Raw genomic sequence first — 18,406 nt, 5'->3', positions numbered from 1 at the left:
TCCAGGACATGTTAAATAAAAATTTAGTCCTACTTTCCTATGGGAGGGAAACAGAATATCGTAGAGCTATTTTTTCTATTTTGAGTTTCTACTCCTGGTCAACCTCGGATCTTAAAGGTCTTAGGATTCTGATTTATACCGATCATCCTCAGTTTTTTGAACCCTATCTCGGGCACATTCCGATAGAATATGTGCTGCTAACCGAAGCACTGAGAAAGGAAATGTTAGGAGCACTAGACTTCATTCATCGGATCAAAGTTGGGGTCATTGACTTAACCTTTAAACAATATCCCAATGATCATCTATTGTTCATAGATTCAGATACTTTTTTTACCGAGGATCCGAAAATGCTATGGAATGGATTTAAAGCCGGGCAAAGCTTTATGCATACCAAAGAGCATACCCTGGAACAAGGTTTTCAGTTTTTTAACGCCATTAATATGGGGAAACATCCAAAAGATTTTTTGGACTACATCTCCAACCGGGATTTTACCGTTAAGGATAAGACCTTGCGTTTTGATAAAAACGACTATAGCTGGAATTCTGGTGTTCTAGGCTTGCATACCAGCTTTTCAACGGTGATGCCGGATGTCATCAAGCTCAGTGATGAGTTTTATGCAAACTCCAAATGGTTTGTCAGCGAGCAATTGGCATTTGCTTTAATCTTACAAAAAACTACGGATATTGTGCCAACGGAAGATTTTGTTGCTCATTACTGGGGCAAACGTCAAAAAGTAATGCTGGACAAATTTATTGCACAGCTGTTTAGCGATTCTAAAAATCGTTTGACTGAAAAAGAATTCATCATTAACTTGACACTGAAAATGAAAAGACTGTTGAAAGATGATTTAATATTGGAACAAGCGGTACTTGCCCTAGCACAACGACATTGGAAATATGGATTAAGGAAGAGTTTACAGGTTATTCTACGGAATCCTGTAAAGGTTAGAGCTTACAAAGAATTACTGCTTGCAGTGAAATAATTACGAAAAACTAAGAATACTCTTGATTGTTGCTATTTTTAATCTATATTAATTGATGATAAAGTACCAGGCCGTTCACCCATTTCTTCAGATGTTTTTAATTTATTAGTTATGCGCGTAGCTCACATTATAATCGCACATAAAAATCCTTTGCAACTAGAGCGATTGATTCGGAAAATGCAACATGAGCATTTCGATTTTTATATTCATATCGATAAAAAAGTCGAGATCGAAGACTTCTTATATCTTAAGGAGATCGCAGGAGTCTATTTTATAAAGGATAGGGTAGTTTGTAATTGGGGAGGTCACAGTACGTTAAAAGCGATGTTAAATTCTTTAAAAGAAGTTCTGAAGAATAAAACCAGTTATGGCTTTTATAACTTATTAAGCGCTCAGGATTATCCCTTAAAGACAAATGAAGAACTTTATGCTTTCCTTAAAAAACATGAGCATAATTCTTTCGTGTTTTACGAACCCGAAGAAGAATCCGATTGGTGGAAAATGGCCAAGCATAGGTATGAGCAATATCATTTGACCGATTTTAATTTCTTTGGGAAGTATTTTATGCAGGGCGTCATGAACAAGGTTCTTCCCCTTAGGAAGTTCCCGATGTCCTTGAAATTGTATGGTGGCCGAAAAGCAAGTTGGTGGACTTTAAACCATGAATGTGCCAGCTATTTATCTGGATTCTTTGATCAGAAAAGTAAACTAGATCAGTTTCTTAAGTTCTGTTGGGGTACGGATGAATTTGTTATTCCAACAATCTTGCTCAATTCCCCATTAAAGGATCAAATCATCAATGATAATTTACGATATATCTATTTTCCTGAAGGAAAAGCGAACCCCAGGATTCTGGAGTTGGAAGACATGTCATTAATGCTCAATTCAAATATGTTTTTTGCCAGAAAGTTCGATATGCCTATGAGCGCATCAGTTTTGGATTTAATTGATGAGCAGACCAGCTAGTTTAATCAGGTAATTCGAAAAGGTAAACACTGACGTCTTTGGTTACGTATTGGGCAATCGGTTTTCCTAGTTTATTGAATTGGCTGAGCAGGTGATCCATCGGTTTTATCGGGTCTTTGTAATACCAGGTAGGCTCATCAATGCCGTCACCTATGTCTGTCAGGAATTGTGTGTTAAAAACTAACCACACCCGCTTTTTGCCAGTAAATTTGCTGAAATCTGCTTTCAGTAATTGTTCGTAATCCCTATAATTTTTGGCGTATTTACGCTGGTTAGTTCCCTCGATGGCTTCGTATTTAAGTGGATACATCGTTTTATAGGCCCTGTATCCCGGTAAATTATTCCAATACACATAAACAGCATCACCTTTTTTATAGTGTAGATCCAGGAATTGTAAGGCTTCCCGTTGCTCAGATTTCTTGTGGACATAAAATTGATCAGGTTTCCAAAGAAAAATGGCCGATTGTACCAATGCAGGCATAATGACCAGCAATAAAAATAAGAGCCTAAGTTTTTTAGATTTTATCCTGCTCGATCCGCATTCGAAGCCCTTCGCAATCAGTAAGATGAAAATTGGGGAAATGAAAACCCAGAATCGCTCCGTAAGGGGGTAGAGCTCCAGTCCAGAGGCGAGAAGCGTCAGCAATATCGGACTGAAAAGTATCCATGCGAGCCCTGTTCTTTCTTTAAAAAAAGCATAGCTCCCATAAATCAGTAGAAATAATGGGATGAATGGTAATTTTACAAGGATGCTTAAAGCTCCAGAATTTTCAATCTGATTAAAGTTCCACAATAATCCTAAAGGATAATCCATCATTCTGTAAAGGTTCACAGCGAACCACTGCAAGTCTGACAAAGATTTTGGTGGGAAAGGCATAAAGTTACCATAGGATCTGAACCATAAAGCGATCCATTCAGATTCCGCATGTTTATGTGTGAATAGGAAATAGTTGGCTAAAAAACTGATTAGCCACAGTCCAAAAGGGAGGATGCTCCAGGCAAAGCGGTCCCATTTTTTTGTCAATAGGTAGGAGCTACTCAAACTGATGGCTATACCCCCAAGTATGAAGATGGCGGAGTAAGAAAACCAAAGGATCAATGCGCCACTTAGTCCCCAGAAGAGGAGGTCTTTAAATTGATTAGATGATCGATACTTAATATAAAGATAAAAGGAACAGAGGGTCGCTAATAACTCCGTTGAATATTGCTTAATTTCCACACTATGATAAACCAATGCCGGTGAAAGGCAAAGTATTCCAATAGCGAGTACTGCCGCAGGCTTCCTGAGAAAATAGTTCGCCACAGGAATAAAAAGGAATAGGGATGAAATTCCTGAAATTAGGGGAATCAATCTTAAGGCCATCTCTTTGTTTCCAAATAGCTGAACAGTATATTTTACAAATAATAAAAAGCCTATAGGTGCTTTTTGCTGATAATATAGTGGCTTAGTCAGGATCTCCAGCCCATCCATTCTTAAGAAGCTACTGGATAGATATACTTCATCCATCCATAAAGAGCGGTTGTATAAATAGTGATAAAGCCTGATGGCTATTCCAATGATTAAAAAAATGACCAATAAAATGTTCCATTTTTTCTTTTCTTCTAAGAAAGAGCTGTGGTTTATTGTGTTCATTTATAGCTAATAAGGTGTGCAATATCGAATTTTTTAATATTTTTACAACTAAATAGAGATAAAGAATTTGAAAGATATATCATGGGATAAGCTTGAGCTAATTATTTTCGACGTGGATGGCACACTTTACGACCAGTCTAAGTTAAGAAAGAAAATGTTTTTCGCGCTGATCAGATATTATATCATCAGGCCATGGAAGTATAATGACCTGTTGATTCTATATTATTTCAGAAAAGAAAGAGAGGCGCATGCCGGTTTGAAGGTGGATAATTTGGAGGAAGCGCAATATGAATGGTGCGCTAAGCAACTGAATTGCTCCATTGCGGAGGTAAAGCGGGTAGTGGAGCATTGGATTTTTAATTTCCCAAATCCTTATTTAGCCTCCTGCAAATATGCTGGACTAAACGCTTTCTTTAAGGAGCTGGAAAGGCTGAAAATTGCAAGAGCAGTTTATTCCGATTATGATGCCGCACAGAAACTAAGTCACATGAATATTCAGGTAGACCTGATGGTAAGCTCCACTCAGCCGGGGATCAATTCGCTGAAACCCTTACCCAATGGTTTGAATTATATTTTGTCGGAGATGAAAATTAAAGACAAAAGGAATTGTCTTTTTATTGGGGATAGAATGGAACTGGATGGCATCTGCGCAGATGCTGCAGGGATTCCATTCTTATTGGTCAGGAAACAGAATGCTGGATTTTATGAGGATCTGGCAATTAGCATAAAGAAATCAAAATTATAACTCTTGTATTTATGACCGACGAACAGCCTAGGAAAACGGCGACTTTAACAGACTATATCGCGATAGCCAGACCAGACAATTGGGTGAAGAATCTGTTTATGGTACCCGGGATGCTTTTTGCATTGTCTATTTTTCATACGCCTTTTGATTCTGAGCTGCTTTTTAAGATTGTCATCGGTATCATTAGCATTTGTTTGGTGGCTTCAGCAAATTACGTCATCAATGAATACCTAGATGCAGGCTTTGATCAGTTCCATCCTTTAAAGAAGAAAAGATCTTCTGTGGTGACCGCAATTAACCCAGTTATTGTTTATTTAGAATATGCCGTGCTTGCGGTTATCGGCCTCGCTTTGGCTTACCTGGTTTCCTTGAAATTCCTTTCTACAGCAGCGGTATTGTTATTTATGGGGGTAATTTACAATGTTCAACCATTTAGAAGCAAAGACCGGGTATTCCTGGACGTGCTGAGTGAATCGGTGAACAACCCGATTAGGTTTGCTGCAGGCTGGTTTATTTTTAGTCCGGCTTTAGGTGCACCGGATAGCAAATGGGATTTAGATTGGATCAATACTTTGCCTCCGGTGAGTATTATCATCGCTTACTGGATGGGGGGTGCCTTTTTGATGGCAACCAAACGTTTTGCAGAATATCGACTCATTGGAAACCCGGAAACTGCCGGGCAATACAGAAAGTCATTCCGCTTTTATACAGAGAATAGTTTATTGGTATCTATGTTTTTTTATGCCATTACCTGTGCTTTCTTTATGGGCATATTCCTGATTAAAGATCGGATAGAGCTTCTGTTTAGCTTTCCTTTTTTTGCATTGCTGTTTTCCTGGTACTTGCGGATTGGTCTGTTAAATGATTCCCCGGTGCAGGGTTCCGAGAAGTTATACACCAGAAAATGGTTTATGCTCTACCTCGTTTTATTCACTACTTTATTATGCGTGTTGATGTTTGTCGATATTCCATGGCTTCATTGGTTCTTGAAAAACGCTAATAATTACTAATTTAAACCATTATAATCTCGCTCATATTTTAAATGAAAAATAGCCATTATGATTTAATTGTAGTTGGGACAGGTTTTGCATCCAGTTTCTTCTTAAAGAAGTATTTAGCTAAGGTAAATGCTGATCAAAAAGTATTGGTTTTGGAGCGTGGACATTTTTACCCTCATGCCGAAAGGCTCAAAGTAAAGAGAGGGGAGCAATCCGACTTTCAGCAGTATGAAGAGCCTTGGGAACAGGCGATTCAGAATGTGAATACGAAGAAAAGATGGCCATTTACCACGGGTTACGGAGGTTGTTCAAATTGTTGGTGGGGTTGTACACCTAGGTTTATGCCTTCAGATTTCAAGATGAAAAGTCTTTTTGGAATAGGAGAGGACTGGCCGGTGGATTATGATGACCTTGATCCATATTATGATGAAGCGGAAACGCTGATGTCTGTTTCGGGCCCGGAAGAAACTCCTTTCCCGCGGAAAGGTAAATATCCTTTACCAGCACATGAATTTAGTATCGTCGATAAAATCCTGCATAAGACTTATGGTAACCAATACATCAGCCAGCCAACCGCCAGAGCGAGTCGAGCGGCCAATGGCAGAAACCGTTGCATGACTGCCAGTACTTGTGATACCTGCCCTGTAAACGCGAAATTCACTATAGAAAATGCCAACCTGGGTGTTTATGAGGATCAACGCGTAGAATTGGTGTATGGTGCTCAAGTGTACAGCCTGGAAATACAGAACGATGTGGTGAAAAAAGTACTATACGTACTTGAAGGGAAGGAGTATCAAGCTTCTGCTGAGGTGATTGCATTAGGTGCTAACCCGTTTTTTAATACCAATATTCTCTTGAATGCCGGAGATAAAAATCCATTGACAGGACGCGGGTTTGGAGAACAACTTGGGATGCAGGTCCTGATTTATCTTGATCAGATGAAAAATGTTGGTGGAAGTACCTGGGTAAATGCGAATGGATATATGTTGTATGATGGAGCGCACCGGAAAGATTTTGCTGCCTGTTTAATGGAGGTGAGCAATGCGCCATATTACCTCCGGATGGAGCGTGGAAAATGGCTAAATATTGCGAGTTTCCGGTTACTATTTGAAGACTTACCCCTTCATAACAACTACATCAGCAATTCGGCTGCGAATAAATTGGTACCAACAGTACATTTTACGGAACGTTCTGAGTATACCATGAAAGCAATTGAAAACATGAAGAAAGCCCTTCCCGGTATTTTATCTTGTTTGCCGGTAGAAAAATTAAAATACTTGGATCCTTTTCCAAATGAAGGACACATAATAGGGGGCACAAGAATGAGCAAAGACCCAAAATTGGGCGTCGTAGATCAGCATTTAATTCACCATCAATATAGAAATCTATTTGTGCTTGGCGCAGGTGCGTTTACAACATTTAGTGCCTCAAATCCAACACTAACTCTTTCTGCATTGTCTTTATATGCAGCCGACAAAGCTTTTTAAATATGAAACGTAGAAAATTCTTATTGCTAACAGGGTTGGCCACGGGGGGTGTATTGATTCCGACAACATTATATCTGGTATCTCCGGGTATCAAAGAATATGCGGTATTACTTCTTGAACGTGAGTTTAAGTATTTGAAACTGGAACCCGGAAGTGTTTCCAGATATGTAGATGATTATTTTGCTGCAGGAGGAAACGATATGATGGCTAAAATACGCTGGAAAACAATGTATTATCTGAATATCAATTGGGAGAAGTCCGATCAGATTTTTGAATTGATGAAATCATTTTTACTGTCCAGCGATTTCTTTATCCATAAAACAGACGAAACGAAAGTCGTTCGTTATTTGGGATTATATAGTCCATATAAAAGTCCCGTTCCCAATCCTTTTTCTTTTCTGCTTTATCCTCCGGATGAAATCGGGGAAGCTTAATCGGGCGGATGGTTATCTCGAGAAAATGGACTTGAAATCCTTAAGTGCAGTGATTGTTTTTTGAGGAAAAAGAGCCAGGTGAACCACTAAGATGATCCAGGCGTAGGGCTGTAGGAAAGCCGCAGTTATCAAAAGAGAAAGTGGGAAAAATACCTGGTAAAAATCTGCCATTAAGATGTGAAAAGGATGGTTTTCAGGACAAATGATCAGTACAGGCTTGTAAGAAAGATGGTTTGAACGGATCAGTGCCAATATCAGATACAGTAGTAAAAATAGAAAGGGTAGGATCAGATGAAGACTATATAACATGGTTGTCATCGCCATAAGTTCAATACAGAATAAGCTCAGTTCCTGTTTTCTGAAATGAGCGGGATCGATTTTGACTGCGTAAGTATTTAAGTCTGCCTGTAGGTCGTTTTCTCGATCATGGAACTGGTGCCATAGAATCCCCCTGGCGCCATAACACAGTGCCCATACACCAGTACTTCCAAACCAAATCCAGTCTATAGTTTGTCCGGTGACATGGCTAATACTGCTGATCATCAGTAAGCTCGTGAAAATATGTGAGCCTGATGCATCAGCCAATACTCCCCAAATACCTCGGTTTTTCAACCTTATCGGACGAAAAGAATAAAGACTAAAACTGATCCATGGGATTAGATATAAGAATATTGATAGTTGATCAGGATAGAGGAAAGCACAAAACCCCAGGCCTAAGATGAAGCATAGCGTTGGAAAGATCCAGCGAATTTCCGGACGGATACCTACCATTCTGTTTGCTTTTCCACTGGCCAGGTCTGCTTCAATATCCGTCATGTCATTGATAATACTAACATAAACGGCACCAATAACCAAGGCTAGCAGTAAGATAATCAACTGCGGAATGGCCAACATAAACACCCCATCAGTTTTCAGTGCCGTAGCATAGCCAATGGCAAGTAAGGGAGGTAATTTATATTCCCACCATTCTACGGATCTGATTATTCTAAAAAACTTCAATACCTTATTTTTCTATGGGTTCTTCAATGATTGCCTGAACAAGCGGCTATTTTTTGTTGAGTTTAGTGGTTATATCTTTTACTTTTCCTCCTAGTCCTTTCATTAGTATGTTGGGAATGGCTTTTAGGGTAAAAGGAATGTCGATAGCAAATGAGCGTTTTAATAAGCGCATAGAGTGAGGGAAATTAAACTCCCTGATCAAGTTATGTTTGGAGAGTTCCACCAGGCTGGCCATATATCTTTGTTGGAGTATTTTTAGCTCATCTTTATGAAGTAGGTGCTTAAACTTATCCATTTTAATCTTTAGGTCGGCGATGTGAAGGAATTCCAGGATTTCACTCCATTTTCTACCATCAAAGACATTAATTTCATCTACTCGCTTTCTCCATAATCGGTCTAGTGTATAGGCAGCTTTACATTTCTTGGTTAAGATCATTTCCAGGTACATACACCAGTCGTCTCCAATGTTAATCTGTTCATCCCAACCGGAGACAATCGAAGATTTACGAACCACCACGGAGGAAGAAGGCGAGGGGCAAGCTTTCAGGAATAGCGCTCTTAGTTCCTGATCATTCAAATTTGACCAATGGTCTTTTGCCGATTGGTGGTAAGGTTTTAAAAATGGATCATTTGATAAAAAATCCCAGCTTTCGCCAACTTTTACATCCTGATCCCAGTTCGCAAAAACAAAATCAAGCTGTTCAGCTTCTAGCTTTTCCACGCATCTCGTTAAAAAATCAGGATACCAGATATCATCTGAATCCAATGAAGCTAGAATAGGCCCTTTCGCATTTTTTAAGCCTTTATTTCTTGCCGAGGCTTGTCCACCATTTTTCTGCCAGTGATATTCCAGCTCTGGATAATTTTTAACCAAATCTGCAGTATTATCTGTTGAACCATCATCAATAACAATGATCTGAACATGCTTATAGGTCTGGTTGAGGACACTTTCAATGGCATCAGGAAGTTTGTCCGCCCTATTAAATGTGGGGATAATAACAGAGACTAATGGGTTATAACTCATCTAGTAGGTCGTTTAAGTGATTCGCGAAATCCGTTTCCGGAGAAATTGGGAGGTGATTTGTTATATGTAGTGAAGCTGCTGTTCCTATTTCAGGCCAACGGTCGCGCAGTTGCCAGGCGCGCTCCATAGCCGCTTCAAAATCTTTTTCTGTGGCTTCAGCGATGAATCCGTTTACGCCATCGTTAATGATATCAGCATTACCACCGGCATTGCTGACAATCACGGTACGTCCAACAGACATCGCTTCAATCATGGATAGCGGAAGGCCTTCGCTTCTTGAAGGTAACAATAGGGCGTGATAATTTCGCCATAAATTTTCAATATCATCATGAAAGCCAAGGAACTCCACATTGTCGAGTGCTAAAAGATTCGCCATATCTTTTATTCCTTGTTCATCCAGGCCGGTTCCAATAAGAGAAAGTGTGATTGGTCTTTCCCGCCACTTCTTTTTATTCATGATTCTCAGTAAAATATCCTGGGCCTTATCGATGATAAATAAGCGGGCTACACAAGCCAGTTTATACCCTTGACTTGTCTCTGGATGAGGCAATACATTTACCTTGGTTTTTATTGGGTTAAAGACCACCTGACTGTTTTCCAGGCGTAGGCCAAATTGTTCTTCAGTTAAGGTCTTATTGTGATGGGAAACAAAAAAGCATTGTTTTGCATGGAGTAGCGTTTTCTTCATATAGTCCCGATCGGTTGGATAGGGCCAATAAAAGTCCACTGCTTTTTGTGCAATAATTACGTAAGGGATTTTAAGCAAGTGACATTGATAGGCGTAAATTAAGCCGTCAAAATTTATTCCCTGTGCTACAATGACCAGATCCGGCTGCGCTTCTTTCAGTTGATCATGAAATCTATCCAAGCCATAATTTTGTCGGTAATCTCTTGACCTAAGCCTTTTGTATAGTTGCTTGATTTTTCGGTTAAACTGCTCCGGTATTGTAACATGAGGTTCTAATTCCACCAGCTTTACCTGCTGTTGGATGAGTTTAATGAACTCCGGATGAGAACTGTTGATGCGGTTTTTAAACAAAAGCACTGAAGTTCCTTTCTTTAACATAGGAATGCTTTTAGCCCAAAGTTCTTCACTTCCGCCCCAGTCGTCCATGCAACAGGTAATTATCGCTATTTTTTGATGAGTGTTATGCTTCAATTTTTCTTTTCCCCTATATAGAATGCCTAGAGTAGGTGGTCCGGGAGTTAAACAAATCTAAAGAAATTTACATTTATTTAAGCCTTCATTATTAACTTTTACAATTATTCATGAGAGAGGATAAGGGGGGGCTTAGGGCTTTAACTTATTTAACTGTTATGTATATAATTTTGGATATTGTATTATCTTAGTGTAAACAAAATAAGAGATGAAAAAAGTTTACCCATTGATAAGTCTCGTTCTATTTCTCTTCCTGAGCTCTCTAGCTGGTTGTACTCAAGATAAAAGAAATTACGGCGAGATCAAGCCGCTTAGAAGTAAGCAAGTTAAGATGAAGGATATGTTCGGTATAAATGGTTTCGAATGGGATTTTTATGATGCACATAACAATTTTGATTCGGCAAAATTTAACATCATTCGTAATTTTAGCGGCTTTAGACATTTCCTGGATTGGGAACGCGTTGAGCCACAAAAAGAGGTCTTCAGATTTAATCATAAGCCGGAAGGTGGTTGGAGTTATGATGAAATTTATGAGAAGTGTATGCGTGATAGCATCACTGTACTTGTGGATTTACAGGTAACACCAAATTGGCTGATCAACACCTATCCAGAGGGGCAAAGACAGCGGGACTTAAGTCCACTTCCTTATGGTGCAAAAAAAGACCTTCCCAAATCTTATATTGACATTGCGAAAGCTGGTTTTCAGCTCGCAGCGAGATATGGACGCAATAAGAATATTGATAAAAAATTAATCCTTGTTCCTAAAGAATCCGCTTCACCAGTTATTGGGTTAGGCTATGTGAAATACCTGGAAAGTAGTAATGAGCCAGATAAATGGTGGAGAGGGAAAGATGCAGAACAGAGTCCTGAGGAGTATGCAGCACAGTTATCTGCTTTTTATGATGGCCATAAAGGGAGCCTGGGAGCAGGTGTTGGGGTAAAAACAGCAGATCCTACGATGATGGTCGTGATGGGTGGAATAGCCAAACCTAATGTGGAGTATGTGAAAAGAATGGTAGAATGGTGCAAGAAAAACAGAGGGATGAAGAAGGATGGTAAAGTTGATTTGTGTTTTGACGTGATCAACTACCACATGTACTCAAATGACTATACCGGATGGTTTGCTAAGTTTAGAACCAAGAACAGAGGTGTTGCTCCAGAAACAAACGACATGACCGAGATTGCGAATTCTTTTGTTAATTATGCAGCAGAGCTGGGTAATATGCCAGTATGGTCTACAGAAACAGGTTATGATCTGGGGAATAAAAGCTCGCAAAGAGCCATTGCAATCGGTTCAAAATCAAAGGAAATTACGCAGGCAGATTGGTTGTTAAGATTGGGCCTACTTTATGCCAGACAAGGGCTGGACAGGGTTTTCTACTATCAATTATATGACAATAATGAACCAGGAGCAGATGATGGCGGTACTTTTGGTTTCTCTGGTCTGGTAGACAGAAGTAAACGCAGACCTGCTGCCGATTATATTCGTCAGGTGACCAAATTGATGGGAGATTATTACTATCTGAATACCATCAACAAAGATCCTATCGTAGATGTTTATCAATTGGGAAAAAAGAGAATGTTTGTATTGGCGGTTCCAGATGAAGTAGACCGTAAAGAGAAATATTCACTGGATTTGCAGCAAGCAAAAAAAGCGTTGATTTATACACTGCAACCAGGAAAAGATGCGATGTCTGTAAAAGAGGTGGCTATCCCTAATGGGATCCTGGAATTAGAGGTTTCAGAAACCCCAATTTTTGTGGAGGCTAAGCTGTAGTGCTTGATTTTTTTGTTTAGCTGAAAGCCTGATGACATTAAACCTTTAACAAGGCTTAATGTCATCAGGCTTTTTCTTGTAGTTTTATGCGGTACAAGGCCAGGGCTTCCAGACAAAATCCAGTGGTCATTTCTTCTGATCCATAACACAATTGCTTCTTAGGACCACCATAATAAACCGCCCATCGTGGCCATCCACCGGAACGTTTTTGCTGGCGGATTAAGTAGGCTATTGCAGCATCCAAGTTGGAGACAGCGACTTCCCAGTTGAGTAGGCTGATGATGGCCAGTGCGGTATCTAATACCCCTTCACCAAATGAGCCATCAGGCTTCGATGTTTTTAGTATCCTTTGAACTATCTTTTCTCGGGCTGGTTTCATTTGATATACGCCGGCGGTGTAGGGTCTTGAGAAAAAGTAATAGATGGTAAATGGATTGCGATACCAAAGGTCGCAATCGGCTTCTTTTCCTCTGTCAATGATGTCCAGAAGATAATCAACTATTGGTGCCGTTTCTGCCCGATAGCCAAAATAGAATAAGGCATTTGCATTGACCGCTGCATCGATATCATATCTTCCGGCCTCTGTTTTTTTCCAGAATAAAAAGGTGCTAATGGGATGTTTAAATGCCCGGAAATTGAGCATCCAAAAGTCTTTAATTGGTACAAGGCTTGGGCGCAGGGTAAACCAGGTGTAAAAGAGTCCTGAGGAATGCCTGTTGGCCATGATTAACGCTTCATTGGAAGGGTAGGTTTCTCCCATAGCTTGTAGAAACTTGGAGGCACAAACGGTATTGTCTACATCAGGTGGGCAAATCGGAAAGAGCGGGTTTAATATGGTGAAGTTATTCCATACGCCGCCACGCATCGTCTGGTATTGCAGAAAAGCAGCAGCCATATCCAGCATTTCGCTGACTTCAGGAAGTTCCTTTAAATGCAGTAGCGAATAAGCAATTAATGAAGTTGGAAAGACATTGCTGTGTGGAATACACATTTTCATTTCGTCCTCATCAGAGATATAGCAACAAAATTCCCCGTTTGGATATTGATGGTCATAAAGGTAGTTGACCCCTTTCACAATAGTTTGATCCAAATTTGCTGATTCGCTTAGCATGGTGATTACGAGTTGTGATGTAATGAATCTTTATTAAATAGCTTAAAGTAATGACCTTGTAATGCCATTAAGGCTTCATTTGTTCCGGCCTCGACTATCTTCCCATTGGAAAGCATATAAATGTAATCGGCGTGTTTTACTGCTGACTGTCTATGACTGATGATAATCGCGGCACGATTTCCAATCCTTTCCCGGAATGAGTCGAATAATATTTTCTCCGCATTGGCATCTAATGCACTGGTAGCCTCATCTAAAATGATAAAACGCGACTTGCTATAGAATGCTCTGGCAATGGCCAATTTTTGCCACTGACCAATGCTCACCTCATGTCCATCTTCAAAAATCCTGCCCATAATGGTTTGATAACCGGCAGGAAAGGTGTCAATAAATGAATCTGCTCCAGAGTTTTTTGCAGCTTCCTGAAGCTCTTCTTCGCTGCGTATGCCATCGATATCGCCAAATCTGATGTTATCAGCAGCCGAGACATTGTATTTTCCGAAATCTTGGAATACAGCGCAAATTTCTTTTCTATAGGCCCTGCTTTCAAAACGCCTAATGTCGGTTCCATTGAGCATAATCTGGCCGGAACTCGGATCATATAACCTACACATCAACTTAATTAAAGTCGATTTTCCAGCACCATTCATACCGACCACCGCTACAATTTTTCCCGCAGGCATTTTGATATTGATGTTTGTTAAGGTAGGACGTTTCGCATGGGGGTAGGTGAAATTCAAGTCTTTGATTTCCAAGTCAATCAGCGAGTCATCTGGAATAGGTATCGGATGCTCAGCCTCAGGTAAGCTACTTTTCAGGTCAAACAGTTCAAATACACTCTTAACAAAGATGTTGTTTTGGTAAAGTGTAGAAATGCTCGAAGATAATCCCTGTAAGATGTTAAAGGCTTGAGGGAAAGCGACAAGGAATAGCGTAATGTCACCTACGCTGGTACGGCCATGGATGCTGCCAATGGCGATATAAGCGATACAGGCAAAGAAACCTATAGCGGCAATTGTGGAAGTCAAAAGCTCTTTGTAGGTGCGTCTTTTGCTGATTTTTAACCTCCCGGATAATAAATCTAAGCGGATAGCTACATGGATCTTTCTCAAATAATCTCCCAATCCAAAGCTTCTGATCTCTTTAGCATGGGTATCTGCAGTTAATAAAGTGCTCAAATAATTAGATTTTCGCTCCAAAGCTGTTTGTGCAATCCGAAGTGCATTCTGACTGTCGGCGAAATTAATCCTTACCCATAAAGTGGGGATCACAAAAAGCGCCAGGATTGGGAAGAGTCTCCAGTCAATGGCTACCAGCATAGAGGCGATGACGATCAGGCTCATCGTGTTTTTGGCAATATCCACAATGCTGAACACGATCAGGTTAGGGCGGTCACTCCCCATATCTCTTGCTCTCTTGAGGATGTCAAAGTATTCAGGACTCTCATAAAAAGAAAGATCCAGACCAATGGCACTTTCATGGATCTTACTATCAATATATTCAGCGACTTCTCCGGATTGTTTTTCAGTTATGTAGCTGGAAATGGCTTTTATGGCAGCGTAGGAAATGGCAGATAGTGCAGCAAGTGACAGGTATTTTATGACTTCCGATTCATTTTGAAGGTTGTTGATGCCATATTTTGAAACCGTATCTATTAATTTCTTCAACATATATAGCGAAGAGAAAAATAGAACGCTTTCTACAATAATGAAGGCAATAGATACCGTTGTCCAAACTTTGGAGGCCGACCAAATCAACTTTAAAATCCTTAAAAGATTCAGGTTGGTACTTAGCTTATGGAGTTTATTTAGGAATGATTTAATCATTATAGGGAACAGGCAAAGTATAAATGGTCATGAGATTCTTTATTTTTTGATTTCCCAAAAGGAACCTTCATACCGAAAGGGTTTTAGCTGTAGGTAGTATTTTTCAGGAGCACAAAGGAAATCATACTTTTTTTCATAGTGGCTAGCCAGTGATAATTTCACGCGATTCCGGTCCGGGAAATAACAGGGGTAAGAAGCTTCAATTCCATAAAACACAGGCGGCACGTATTGTATCGTAATTCTATCACCCGCTTTATCATTATAGCCGATAAAATCAAGGAGTACATGTGGGATACCTGAATTTTTCACTTCCTCCAACAACTCATAAGGTTTTTCAAGATATTGAAGCACATTGCAGATCATGAACAGCTGAACCTTATTTTCTGCCAAACATGCGGAGATGGAGTCATAAAAGACAATGTGTTCATTTTCAAATGATGCTTTTCCTGCTTCAACAAATGAAGGTTGCTCAATAATGCACCATTTTAGTTTTTTTAAATGTTTTAAGTACTCATAATTTTGGTAGAACGTCGTTCCTAATGAGCCTCCAAAGTCAATTAGAACCAGTTCATTGTCATTTTTGGAGGCCACATATAACAGCACACTTAACATAGGAAAGTTCATTTGAACCTGATCGTAAGAGATACCATCACGTTCGTAAGCAATTTCCTTGTTCTTTACTTTCAAGGTACTCTCCTTGATCTTATTTAAAATAGCTTGCTCATCATAACCTGAGCATTTTTGTTTGGCCTCGTCATAATTCTTATAGTCACCTTTCCATCCATAATTAAAACTAAACCATCTTAAGCTATGGGCAACGGGGGGGATTAATTCTTTGACGAGGTAAAACATATTCGGTTAGGTGTTAAATTTATTTAAAATTTCTACTACCTGATAAATATCGGCTTTGGTATGCGCGAATGAGCAGGGTAAACTTAATGTTGTTTCGTGTATTTTAGTGGATATTGGATAATCAAATTTTGTCAGGTAATCTTTAAGGGCGAGCTGGTTTTGTGGGGCTACAGGATAATGTATTTCCGTAGCGATTCCCTGATCCAGTAAGTATTTTTTTAACCGATCTCTTTCCGGGTGTAAAATATTGAAAATATGGTAAACATGATGGAAGTCTGAACCAACATGAGGTTTAATAAAATCCCCATTCAATTCCTGAAAATAAATAGCTGCTAGTGCCCGCTTGTGGTTGTTGATCTCATCAAGGTAGGGAAGCTTCTCTCTCAGAAAAGAAGCTTGTAACTCATCTAATCTGGAATTATACCCCACCACACTGTTGTGGTATTTCTTCTCAGAACCATAATTCCTAAGCTGTCTGATCTGTGCTGCATCTGCTTCAGATTTGCAGATGATCGCACCTGCATCTCCCAAAGCACCTAAGTTCTTGGTCGGATAAAAGCTAAATGCAGCAAAATCTCCAAAAGTACCGGCAAGCTGGTTCTTGTATTTTGCACCATGAGCCTGTGCACAATCTTCAATAACCTTTAGCCCATGTTGAGTAGCAATTTCCATAATCGGATCCATTTCGCAGCACTGTCCATAAAGGTGCACCACCATAATGGCTGCCGTTTTATCAGTAATCGCTGACTGAATCTTAGCCGGGTCTATATTATATGTTTTTGAATCCGGCTCTACCAGTATTGGCGTTAAGCCGCAATGGATGATGGATAAAATGGTGGCAATGTAGGTGTTTGAAGGTACAATAACCTCTGCTCCTGGGCTGAATTTACAGCATTTTAAGGACAGGATGAGTGCATCCAGTCCATTCGCTACACCAACAACATGTTTTTCCTGGTGGTAAGCAGCAAATTCCTCTTCAAATAAGGATACTTCCTGGCCCAGTATATACCAGCCTTTATCTAAAAATAGGTCGAACTTTTTACGTAGTTTTTCTTCAAATGGTTTATTCAAAGTTTTCAGATTTTCATACGGTATCATACGGCTCATAAATATAGTCTTTAGGATCAAATGCAGTGGAAGCTAGTACTAGTAAAATTGCATCTGACGAAAAATCGTGCATAACGTGCCAGTCTTCCGGCAATAAAAATAGGCACTTTTCAGGACTATCTAAGTCGAATATTTCAGTTTTTGTACCGTTATTGTTGGTGATTTTGCAGGAACCTTTGATACAAATGGCGGCCTGTTGCGTTTCGTGATGTCTGTGGCCACCTCTGTCGGTATTGTCTACAGAATAGATGTAAAAAAGCCTCTTGATTTCAAATGGAACGACCTGGTCTAATACGGTCAGAACTCCTCTGGAATCTTTAAATGTTTGAATGTTAATAATGTGTGCCATCTTTTAATAGGTTGTTGTCAATTAAATCTAAAATCTCGGGTTTGTGGATCATGTCAAATTTTCTCGCGAATAGCATCTTAGTAGATTTTAAATGTTCAAAATCAGTTTCGTCTAATACTTTTGGATTAGCACCTCCGGCAGACCAATCAATATATCTATAATTATTATTTACTACTTTATCTTTATATTTTGAGTTCAGAATCATGGTTTGAAAAACAAATTCATCACTCGCCCAGCAGAAAGAAAAGAATTGCTTCAATTCGTTGTCTTTTTCTACTCTGGTTACCACATACATGGCTACTTCCGGGCTGAGCATCCAGAACATTGATTTTCCATAAGGGTGAAGTTTTTGTGGCAATTTCCTACGTGGAAGTACTTTATTAATCACCTTTTCTAATCTATGTTTACCTGGGAAATTATAACCAGACAGGAAATACTTCTCCATCCTAATTAAACCCTCTTTCCAGTCGTTTTTAATGTCCCTGTAACTTAAGAATTCTTTGCCAATATTCTTCTTGAAAAAATCATGAATATAGTTTGGTGATTTAAGTGGATAATCCTGTCCACTTAGGAAGTTAATAAAGTCATATTTGATTCCCGTACCCACAATTTCTTTGATACATTCGAAAGTAGCAATAACGGTACTAAAACCAGCCCATTTTACATCTACTCGATTATTTATGAAATAAACATTAGGTAATGACTTGAGGAATAAATGAGGGTTGACATCAAATTTTTTATCTACATGAATGTAAAAATCAAAATCAGGATGATACATGTTCCTGATCATTCTTTCAGTCTGTTGAGGATTGGTATAAGTTAATATCAGATGAGCGATACGCATGTTTAATTTAATAAATTGCTTGAAAATATAATGCCAATGTTTATAATTTCTACAACGTTTTGTTATGGTGTCTAAGAAATTATCAATTTTACTATCTGAAGATAGTCTCTTCTTA

Annotated in this window: 17 protein-coding genes; 7 read left to right on the top strand and 10 right to left on the bottom strand. The window is 39.3% G+C overall.

The window, feature by feature from the left end; translation table 11 throughout:
* Positions 1 to 8: 8 nt before the first annotated feature.
* Both GM920_RS05750 and GM920_RS05745 read left to right on the top strand, forming a co-directional pair.
* Entirely contained in the window at positions 9 to 983 is a 975-nt protein-coding gene (locus GM920_RS05750; RefSeq protein ID WP_182954316.1) for a hypothetical protein, read from the top strand.
* Between the two features lie 111 nt (positions 984 to 1,094).
* Positions 1,095 to 1,949, top strand: coding sequence for a beta-1,6-N-acetylglucosaminyltransferase (locus GM920_RS05745; RefSeq protein ID WP_182954314.1), 855 nt, complete (start codon positions 1,095 to 1,097; stop codon positions 1,947 to 1,949).
* A 1-nt stretch (position 1,950) separates the two neighbouring features.
* Here the strand turns inward: GM920_RS05745 and GM920_RS05740 are convergent, their stop codons facing one another.
* A complete protein-coding gene (locus tag GM920_RS05740; protein WP_182954312.1) occupies positions 1,951 to 3,582 on the bottom strand; it encodes a glycosyltransferase family 39 protein in 1,632 nt (543 codons plus the stop codon).
* A gap of 67 nt (positions 3,583 to 3,649) precedes the next feature.
* Between GM920_RS05740 and GM920_RS05735 the strand changes: the two genes are divergently transcribed.
* The 4 genes from GM920_RS05735 to GM920_RS05720 are packed head-to-tail and all read left to right on the top strand — an operon-like array spanning position 3,650 to position 7,246.
* Complete coding sequence (locus GM920_RS05735) at positions 3,650 to 4,327, top strand: HAD family hydrolase (protein WP_182954309.1); 678 nt, start codon at positions 3,650 to 3,652, stop codon at positions 4,325 to 4,327.
* 11 nt (positions 4,328 to 4,338) lie between these two features.
* Positions 4,339 to 5,337, top strand: a complete 999-nt coding sequence (locus tag GM920_RS05730) for a UbiA prenyltransferase family protein (RefSeq protein WP_182954307.1) — start codon at positions 4,339 to 4,341, stop codon at positions 5,335 to 5,337.
* Between the two features lie 32 nt (positions 5,338 to 5,369).
* The gene (locus GM920_RS05725; RefSeq protein ID WP_182954305.1) at positions 5,370 to 6,812 is read left to right on the top strand and encodes a GMC oxidoreductase; all 1,443 of its coding nucleotides are present in this window, start codon (positions 5,370 to 5,372) and stop codon (positions 6,810 to 6,812) included.
* A gap of 2 nt (positions 6,813 to 6,814) precedes the next feature.
* Positions 6,815 to 7,246 carry a hypothetical protein gene (locus GM920_RS05720; RefSeq protein WP_182954303.1) on the top strand — a complete coding sequence of 144 codons (432 nt, stop codon included), beginning with the start codon at positions 6,815 to 6,817 and terminating at the stop codon, positions 7,244 to 7,246.
* A gap of 12 nt (positions 7,247 to 7,258) precedes the next feature.
* Here the strand turns inward: GM920_RS05720 and GM920_RS05715 are convergent, their stop codons facing one another.
* From GM920_RS05715 to GM920_RS05705, 3 genes are read right to left on the bottom strand one after another with little or no spacing between them, the layout of a single operon-like run.
* Positions 7,259 to 8,245, bottom strand: a complete 987-nt coding sequence (locus tag GM920_RS05715; RefSeq protein WP_182954300.1) for a UbiA family prenyltransferase — start codon at positions 8,243 to 8,245, stop codon at positions 7,259 to 7,261.
* Positions 8,246 to 8,291: 46 nt separating this feature from the next.
* Positions 8,292 to 9,269, bottom strand: coding sequence for a glycosyltransferase family 2 protein (locus tag GM920_RS05710; protein ID WP_182954298.1), 978 nt, complete (start codon positions 9,267 to 9,269; stop codon positions 8,292 to 8,294).
* Positions 9,259 to 10,383 carry a glycosyltransferase gene (locus GM920_RS05705; RefSeq protein ID WP_182954296.1) on the bottom strand — a complete coding sequence of 375 codons (1,125 nt, stop codon included), beginning with the start codon at positions 10,381 to 10,383 and terminating at the stop codon, positions 9,259 to 9,261. The genes GM920_RS05710 and GM920_RS05705 overlap by 11 nt, the downstream gene beginning before the upstream one ends.
* Before the next feature lie 253 nt (positions 10,384 to 10,636).
* Between GM920_RS05705 and GM920_RS05700 the strand changes: the two genes are divergently transcribed.
* Entirely contained in the window at positions 10,637 to 12,205 is a 1,569-nt protein-coding gene (locus GM920_RS05700) for a hypothetical protein (RefSeq protein WP_182954294.1), read from the top strand.
* A 64-nt stretch (positions 12,206 to 12,269) separates the two neighbouring features.
* Here the strand turns inward: GM920_RS05700 and GM920_RS05695 are convergent, their stop codons facing one another.
* The 6 genes from GM920_RS05695 to GM920_RS05670 are packed head-to-tail and all read right to left on the bottom strand — an operon-like array spanning position 12,270 to position 18,291.
* Positions 12,270 to 13,316, bottom strand: coding sequence for a prenyltransferase/squalene oxidase repeat-containing protein (locus GM920_RS05695; protein ID WP_182954291.1), 1,047 nt, complete (start codon positions 13,314 to 13,316; stop codon positions 12,270 to 12,272).
* 5 nt (positions 13,317 to 13,321) lie between these two features.
* Entirely contained in the window at positions 13,322 to 15,139 is a 1,818-nt protein-coding gene (locus GM920_RS05690; protein WP_182954290.1) for an ABC transporter ATP-binding protein, read from the bottom strand.
* 39 nt (positions 15,140 to 15,178) lie between these two features.
* Positions 15,179 to 15,991, bottom strand: a complete 813-nt coding sequence (locus GM920_RS05685; protein WP_182954287.1) for a methyltransferase, TIGR04325 family — start codon at positions 15,989 to 15,991, stop codon at positions 15,179 to 15,181.
* Between the two features lie 6 nt (positions 15,992 to 15,997).
* Positions 15,998 to 17,098 carry a DegT/DnrJ/EryC1/StrS family aminotransferase gene (locus GM920_RS05680; protein WP_202986040.1) on the bottom strand — a complete coding sequence of 367 codons (1,101 nt, stop codon included), beginning with the start codon at positions 17,096 to 17,098 and terminating at the stop codon, positions 15,998 to 16,000.
* Positions 17,076 to 17,447: a sugar 3,4-ketoisomerase gene (locus GM920_RS05675; RefSeq protein WP_182954286.1), complete on the bottom strand. Its 372-nt coding sequence runs from the start codon at positions 17,445 to 17,447 to the stop codon at positions 17,076 to 17,078. The genes GM920_RS05680 and GM920_RS05675 overlap by 23 nt, the downstream gene beginning before the upstream one ends.
* Positions 17,431 to 18,291, bottom strand: coding sequence for a beta-1,6-N-acetylglucosaminyltransferase (locus GM920_RS05670; RefSeq protein WP_182954284.1), 861 nt, complete (start codon positions 18,289 to 18,291; stop codon positions 17,431 to 17,433). The genes GM920_RS05675 and GM920_RS05670 overlap by 17 nt, the downstream gene beginning before the upstream one ends.
* Positions 18,292 to 18,406: the final 115 nt, after the last annotated feature.

Source organism: Pedobacter gandavensis (genome assembly GCF_014172405.1).
In the GTDB taxonomy this organism is placed as follows: Bacteria; Bacteroidota; Bacteroidia; order Sphingobacteriales; family Sphingobacteriaceae; genus Pedobacter; species Pedobacter gandavensis.
This window is presented reverse-complemented; position numbering and strand designations above follow the sequence as displayed.

Bases quoted from the DNA above. Each gene is read 5' to 3' on its own strand.
- GM920_RS05750 (WP_182954316.1), top strand. From the start codon at position 9: ATGTTAAATAAAAATTTAGTCCTACTTTCCTATGGGAGGGAAACAGAA.
- GM920_RS05745 (WP_182954314.1), top strand. From the start codon at position 1,095: ATGCGCGTAGCTCACATTATAATCGCACATAAAAATCCTTTGCAACTA.
- GM920_RS05740 (WP_182954312.1), bottom strand. From the start codon at position 3,582: ATGAACACAATAAACCACAGCTCTTTCTTAGAAGAAAAGAAAAAATGG.
- GM920_RS05730 (WP_182954307.1), top strand. From the start codon at position 4,339: ATGACCGACGAACAGCCTAGGAAAACGGCGACTTTAACAGACTATATC.
- GM920_RS05725 (WP_182954305.1), top strand. From the start codon at position 5,370: ATGAAAAATAGCCATTATGATTTAATTGTAGTTGGGACAGGTTTTGCA.
- GM920_RS05720 (WP_182954303.1), top strand. From the start codon at position 6,815: ATGAAACGTAGAAAATTCTTATTGCTAACAGGGTTGGCCACGGGGGGT.
- GM920_RS05710 (WP_182954298.1), bottom strand. From the start codon at position 9,269: ATGAGTTATAACCCATTAGTCTCTGTTATTATCCCCACATTTAATAGG.
- GM920_RS05705 (WP_182954296.1), bottom strand. From the start codon at position 10,383: ATGGACGACTGGGGCGGAAGTGAAGAACTTTGGGCTAAAAGCATTCCT.
- GM920_RS05700 (WP_182954294.1), top strand. From the start codon at position 10,637: ATGAAAAAAGTTTACCCATTGATAAGTCTCGTTCTATTTCTCTTCCTG.
- GM920_RS05695 (WP_182954291.1), bottom strand. From the start codon at position 13,316: ATGCTAAGCGAATCAGCAAATTTGGATCAAACTATTGTGAAAGGGGTC.
- GM920_RS05690 (WP_182954290.1), bottom strand. From the start codon at position 15,139: ATGATTAAATCATTCCTAAATAAACTCCATAAGCTAAGTACCAACCTG.
- GM920_RS05685 (WP_182954287.1), bottom strand. From the start codon at position 15,991: ATGTTTTACCTCGTCAAAGAATTAATCCCCCCCGTTGCCCATAGCTTA.
- GM920_RS05680 (WP_202986040.1), bottom strand. From the start codon at position 17,098: ATGAGCCGTATGATACCGTATGAAAATCTGAAAACTTTGAATAAACCA.
- GM920_RS05675 (WP_182954286.1), bottom strand. From the start codon at position 17,447: ATGGCACACATTATTAACATTCAAACATTTAAAGATTCCAGAGGAGTT.
- GM920_RS05670 (WP_182954284.1), bottom strand. From the start codon at position 18,291: ATGCGTATCGCTCATCTGATATTAACTTATACCAATCCTCAACAGACT.